The sequence below is a fragment of the Oleiphilus sp. HI0043 genome (assembly GCF_001634935.1).
On sequence record NZ_LWEY01001024.1, the window covers coordinates 1 to 282 of the forward strand.

At 46.5% G+C, this 282-nt stretch carries 1 pseudogene; it reads right to left on the minus strand.

What is annotated here, in order from left to right:
- Nucleotides 1-282 (minus strand): annotated as a pseudogene (gene glmM / locus A3729_RS10905) (phosphoglucosamine mutase); the annotation flags it as partial.

Here is a 282-nt window from a genome sequence, read left to right on the forward strand (position 1 = left end):
ATCAACCATGATGACACGGTCACCGTCGCCATCAAATGCAATCCCGAGATCAGCCTCAACTTCTAATACCTTGTCAACAAGCGCCTGAGGGCTTGTCGAACCTACATCACGATTAATATTCAAACCATCTGGTTGCACACCAATTGTGGTGATTTCTGCACCCAATTCTTTAAAGACATAAGGCGCCACCTGGTAGGTTGCACCATGCGCACAATCCAGCACAATTTTCATACCAGTCAAAGACATCGACGAAGGAATGGTCGCCTTACAGCATTCGACATA